Below are 5,773 nucleotides of genomic sequence, written 5' to 3'. Positions count from 1 at the left end.
ATCGTCGAGGGGGTTGAGCAGGTTCGTGGCACTGCCATCAATCAGGTCAAGGATGCGGAATTCGCGCTCGTCTCGGGCGGCCCTGCATCGCTTCCTGTCTCCAGCCTGATCCTGAGGAGCGCCTGACCATGAGCGAACCGATCAAATATGGCCCGGCGTTGCTGCTCCCGGGTGACCAGATTGGGATTACTACTAACCCAAATACCGAGCCGTTCTGGCTGGCGGCGAAGGAGCATCGGCTGACCGCGTGCCAGTGCGGCAAATGTGGCCATTTCCGGATGCCGCCGTCACCCTATTGCCCTGAGTGTTCAAGTCAGGAAGTCGACTGGCCGACGCTTCCCGGTACTGCGACAGTATTCAGCTTTGCAGTGTGCAACAAGAATCCCAAGGACGGTGCAGACTACATCTACGTTCCCGTCGTGGTCGACATCGACGGTGCACCCGGTGCGCGGCTTAATGCCAACGTAACCGGATGCGATGCTGAAGACGTGCATATTGGGATGAAGGTGACGGTCGAATGGACCCCGATCCAGGACGATTGGGTGCTCCCCAATTTCCGCAAAGTTTAAGACCGCAGCCATGCTGAACGACCTGCGGATTGTCGAAATCGGTGAAGGGATGGCGGTGCAGGTCGCCGGCTTGATGCTGAGCGAGCTGGGTGCGGACGTGCTCAAGATCGAGCGTCCCGGTGGTGATCCTTCGCGGGGCAGCGCCCAGTTCGCCAACTGGAACCGCGGCAAGCGCAGCCAGGTGCTCGATCTCGAAAGCCCCGAAGGTTTGGCGCAGCTGAGGCAGAAACTGGCGCAGGCAGACGTCCTGCTACATCAGTTTTCGCCCACGCGCGCAGCGGCTTTCGGCTTGGGCGATGCGGCACTGGCGCAGCATTACCCGAGCCTCGTCGTCTGCGGGATCACCGGCAGCGCGCGCAACCACCCCGATGTCGAACGCGGCGCTGACGAGCTGCTCGTCGCCGCGCGGCTTGGCGTGTTTTATGAGAATGACGGACACCGGGCAGGGCCAATCGTCTGGCGCTACCGGATGGGGAGCTGGTCCGCGGCACATCTGGCCGCTTCGGGAATTTTGACCCGGCTGATCATGCGGTTGCAGTCGGGCAAAGGCGGCGCTGCGCACACTTCGTTGATGCAAGGCTACCTGTCGAAGTTGCCGATGGTCTGGGCTCGCAACAGCGAAGGGCCGATGCCCAACCCACCGATCTGGCCGAATACAGCGCGCGCGATCTCGATGCAGCTTTATCAATGCCAAGGCGGAGATTGGCTGCAGATCATGGATCCAAGCCAGCAGTTCGACCTCGGGTTGCTACCCACCATGTGGGACGTGATCGCCGAGGGCGTCGACATTGAAACCCCTGCAGGCAAGATCGAAGCGTTCAAGCGCCGTCCGCTCGAGCAGTGGCTAGGCGACTTGCGCGCTGCCGATATTGCAGTTGAACCCGCCTATCCGATGGGCGCGGTGCTGAGCCACGACGATGCGCGCGCCAATGGCTACGTAGTCGAAATCGATGATCCCATATTCGGCAAGACCATCCAGCCAAATCTGCCTTTCCATACAGATGCGGAGCTCAACACCGGCCAACCTGCGCCGCGGCTGGGGGAGGGCGGAGGCACCGATTGGAGTGACAAGGTCTATCCGTCCGGCACTGGAAAGCCTCAGGCAAGTCCGCTGGCAGGTGCCCGGGTACTCGATTGCGGTATGTTTCTCGCCGGCCCGATGGGGCCCATGCTGATGGGCGACATGGGCGCGGACGTGATCAAGCTTGAACCGCTGACGGGCGACCGCATTCGCTTCATGCACCGCTATTACCAGGCGGCGGCGCGGTCGAAGCGCTCGATCGCGATTGATCTGCGCAAGCCCGAAGCCCAGCCCATCCTTGCGCGCCTGGTTCAGTGGGCCGAAGTAGTCCACCACAACATGCGCTTCAAAGGCGCCGACAAGCTGGGCCTCAACGAAGAGACGATCCGCAAATACAACCCCGACGTCGCATTCACCTATGTCAGCGCTTATGGCCAGCGCGGCAGCCGGGCCAGCTGGCCGGGTTACGATTCGATCTTCAACGCGATTGCCGGGTGGGAGTTCGAGAATGCCGGTGCGGGTAACCGGCCGGTATTCAATCGCCCGGGCACGATGGACATTCACTCGGCTCAAAGCTGCTTGGTGACCTGCATGGCGGCGCTCTATGTCAAACGCAATGGCGGCAAGGGGCACACATTCCACACTTCGCTGCTCGGCGTTTCGGCCTTCAGCCAGGGTGAGACCCTGATCAAAAGCGATGGCACTCTGGCGCCGACCTATCATCTGGATAGTGACCAGACCGGGTTTAGCCCGTGGCACCGCATCTATGAGGCAAGCGACGGAATCTGGGTTGCAGTCGCGGCGCATTCCGACAAGGCTCGCGCCGGGCTGCGCAGCGTTCTCGGCAATAACGAGGCCGAGTTCGCCTGTACTGCCAAATCTCAGGCGTCCGAGCAGTTGCTCGCCGCACTCGAAGCAGCAGGCGTGCCGGCCGATCTGGTCAATTTCGAGAACGCGATGAATCGCTTTTTCGACGATCCGCAAAATCGCGAACTGGGACTCGTATCAGCAATTGAGCAGGCGCCTTATGGTTTGATCGAACAGCCCGGCGAGTTCTGGAATTTCGGCGAGACCCCGATGGCGATCGTCCGGGCCGCTCCGACCATCGGCCAGCACACCGACGAGATCATGCGGCAGGTCGGCTACACCGACGAAGAGATTGCGGCCTTCCGCGAACAGCAGATCATTGCCTGAAGCGCCGCCACACGTTCATAGCGGAGGCAGCCAGGTGTCCGATACGACAATACCAGTCCAAGTGATGCCTGCTGATTTGCGGGCAGACTGGCGCAGGCTTGGTCTGTGGAGTGACAAGTCTTTGGGCAGGGCAATGGCTGACGCGGCCAATGATTCTCCTGAAGCCCCGCTGCATTTCTTTGGCAACGATGGTGAGCAGGTCGCACTTTTGCGCGATGTTCACGCTCAGGGGCAGCGGTTGGCGGGCTCGCTCTACGCGCTCGGGTTGCGGCCGGGCGACACTATCGCGATGCAGTTGCCCAACGGACTTAAGAACCTCGCGGTTTTTCAGGCTGCCGCTGCGCTGGGCTGCACTTTGCTGCCGATCATTCATATTTATGGCCCGCATGAACTGGCGCATATTTTGGCGGACAGCGGCGCAAAGGCGCTAATCGTGCCAGATCGGTGGAAGTCGATCGATTTTCTTGACCGGCTCGCGCGTCTGCCCGAATTGCCCAAGCTCGAACACCGTATCGTCATCGGCGAGACTGTGCCGCACGGGATGATTGCATTCGGCTCCCTGCCGCGCGATGAGCTGCCAGCCATTGCGGTCGATCCCGATGCCCGCGCCCTCCTGCTCTACACGTCGGGAACCACAGCGGCGCCGAAAGGCGTTTCCCATACCTCGCGCAGCCTGATGTCCGAACTTCGGGCGCAGCTGGCTGGTGGACAGACCAGCGGCTTTGGCCTTTCACCGTGGCCTTCGGGTCATATCGCCGGGACTTTGGGGATACTCGGTCATGCCTTGCAGGGCCGGCCGATGGTATTGCTCGAAGCTTGGGATCCCACGCTGGCAGCCGAGCTGGTCGATCGGTTCAAGGTGCGGCAGATGTCGGGGACGCCGTTTCACCTTTCAGGCTTGATGGAAGCTGCTGCGCGTGACGGCCGGGACATTACCACATTCGCCCAGTTCATCGTCGGTGCCAGCACGGTACCGCCCGCGTTGGTCGCGGCCAGCGAGGCGGTGGGGATCCGCTGTTGCCGCTGCTACGGTTCGACCGAAATGCCGACGATTTCGCAATGCGAACCAGATGATCCTCTCGCTAAGCGCCTCAACACCGATGGCCGGCCCAATGCCGGGGTCGAAGTGCGGATCGTCGACGATGCCGGGGCAGACTTGCCGGTTGGCAGCGAAGGTGAGGTTGCGGTGCGCGGCGCCGAACGGTTCATCGAATATACCGATACTGCACTCAATGCGGCGAGTTTCTTGCCTGGCGGCTGGTTCCTCACCGGCGACATCGGCCGGCTGGATCCTGAAGGGTTTCTGGCGATCACCGACCGTAAGAAGGACATCATCATTCGTGGCGGCGAGAATATCTCGAGCCGCGAAGTGGAGGAGCTTCTGCTTACTGTGCCTGGAATCCGAGAGGCTGCGGCGATTGGAGCACCAGATGCTCGGTTGGGCGAGAAGGTTTGTGCGGTTGTAACGGTCGACGGCACTGCTGCGGTATGCATAGAAACGATCGACGCGGCATTTCGCCAGATCGGCACCGCACGGCAGAAGACGCCTGAGCTGCTGATCGTGGTCGAAGAGTTCCCGCGCACGCCAAGCGGCAAGGTGCAAAAGGCCGAGCTGCGGCGAAATCTGGCTGCGGCAGGGGTGGTCACAGCCAAGTGCGAATGACCCTTGATATATATCACCTAGTTATATAACTGGATCGACCTTTGGGATAGGGAAGCCGAGGATGTCGATCCTGTATGATGAAGGCCAGCAGGCCATTGCGACCGAATCGCGGCGCGTGCTCGACGCGCGGATGGCCAAGGATCGCTTGCTCGCCTTGCTTGAGCAGACCGGCGAATATGACCGGCCATTCTGGGGCACTGCAGTCGAACAGGGCTGGACTGCGCTGGCCATCCCCGAAGAGCATGGCGGACTCGGGCTGGGGCTGACCGAATTGGGTCTGGTTGCTCAGGCTGTCGGAGCTGCCACCGCGGGTGCGCCGTTCCTCACCACGGGTTATGGCGCGGCTCGCGCTTTGATTGACGGCGGCGATGCTGCTTTAGCCGCCGAGTGGCTGCCGCGTCTGGCCAACGGCTATGCTTTGGCGGTTGCTGCCTTTGGCGAAGCCAGTTCGCCGCTGCCGTCGCGCCCCATGGTTGCCTTTGCGGACGGTAAGTTGACTGGCTCCAAGCCTGCAGTGCCGGGCGGATTTAAGGCCGACGTTGCAGTCGTCTGGGCGAATGCTGGCCGCGAGCCAGTCCTCGTCCTGTGCGAATTGGCTGATGCAACACGCAGGGTGGTCGATAGTTTCGACAACAGCCGACTTTACGCCGATCTGACCTTCTCGGACAGCCCGGCGAAGCTGCTGGCGCGCGGCGATGCTGCACGTGCCTTGGCTCTCGATGTGCTCGCCAGAATGGCCGTGGTGACCGCGCACGAGCAAGTCGGCGGGGCTGAGGCGCTGCTTTATACAGCGCGTGACTACGCCCTGACGCGCAAGGCCTTTGGCCAGCCGATCGGTGCCTTCCAGTCGGTCAAGCACCGCATTGCCGAGATGTATGGCTTGATCGAGATTGCCCGCGCCAACTGCATTCACGCCGGCGCGCGTGAAGGGCAAGATGATTTTCTGATTGCCGCCGCCGATACCCGACTTTCCGCTACCGAGGCCTATGACACCTGCGCGCGCGACTGTGTGCAGGTCCACGGCGGGATCGGGGTAACCTGGGAGGCTGGGATCCATCTCCATATCCGCCGCACCCGCGCGCTTGCGATCGAACAGGGCAACATGCTGTTCTGGGAAGACCTGCTGGCCGAACGCCTGACGGGAGTTGCGGCATGAGCGATTATGATGCCTTCCAGGCCAAGGCCCGCAGCTGGCTCGAAACAGTCGCGGGCCAGTTTGGCCGCGATGCCCGCCGGGGCCTGTCGGAAGCCGACGATCTCGCGCTGGGTCGCCGCTATCTCGCGGCTCGCTTCGATGCCGGGTTTGCCGGGATCAATTGGCCCACG

The 5,773-nt window shown here is 61.9% G+C and carries 4 protein-coding genes; all 4 read left to right on the top strand.

Features of this window, described 5'->3' with window-relative positions:
* The first annotated feature begins 128 nt into the window (after positions 1–128).
* The 4 genes from Q0L62_RS12870 (at position 129) to Q0L62_RS12855 (ending at position 5,603) form a co-directional block, all read left to right on the top strand.
* Positions 129–569: an OB-fold domain-containing protein gene (locus tag Q0L62_RS12870; RefSeq protein WP_296680511.1), complete on the top strand. Its 441-nt coding sequence runs from the start codon at positions 129–131 to the stop codon at positions 567–569.
* Between the two features lie 10 nt (positions 570–579).
* The gene (locus tag Q0L62_RS12865; protein WP_296680508.1) at positions 580–2,784 is read left to right on the top strand and encodes a CoA transferase; all 2,205 of its coding nucleotides are present in this window, start codon (positions 580–582) and stop codon (positions 2,782–2,784) included.
* 34 nt (positions 2,785–2,818) lie between these two features.
* The gene (locus Q0L62_RS12860; RefSeq protein WP_296680505.1) at positions 2,819–4,447 is read left to right on the top strand and encodes an AMP-binding protein; all 1,629 of its coding nucleotides are present in this window, start codon (positions 2,819–2,821) and stop codon (positions 4,445–4,447) included.
* A gap of 61 nt (positions 4,448–4,508) precedes the next feature.
* Positions 4,509–5,603, top strand: coding sequence for an acyl-CoA dehydrogenase family protein (locus tag Q0L62_RS12855; protein WP_296680503.1), 1,095 nt, complete (start codon positions 4,509–4,511; stop codon positions 5,601–5,603).
* The last annotated feature ends 170 nt before the right edge of the window (positions 5,604–5,773 follow it).

The organism is Novosphingobium sp. (assembly GCF_024642085.1).
Taxonomy (GTDB): Bacteria; Pseudomonadota; Alphaproteobacteria; order Sphingomonadales; family Sphingomonadaceae; genus Novosphingobium.
This window is presented reverse-complemented; position numbering and strand designations above follow the sequence as displayed.

Coding starts and splice junctions, on each gene's coding strand:
- Q0L62_RS12870 (WP_296680511.1), top strand. CDS start 129: ATGAGCGAACCGATCAAATATGGCCCGGCGTTGCTGCTCCCGGGTGAC.
- Q0L62_RS12865 (WP_296680508.1), top strand. CDS start 580: ATGCTGAACGACCTGCGGATTGTCGAAATCGGTGAAGGGATGGCGGTG.
- Q0L62_RS12855 (WP_296680503.1), top strand. CDS start 4,509: ATGTCGATCCTGTATGATGAAGGCCAGCAGGCCATTGCGACCGAATCG.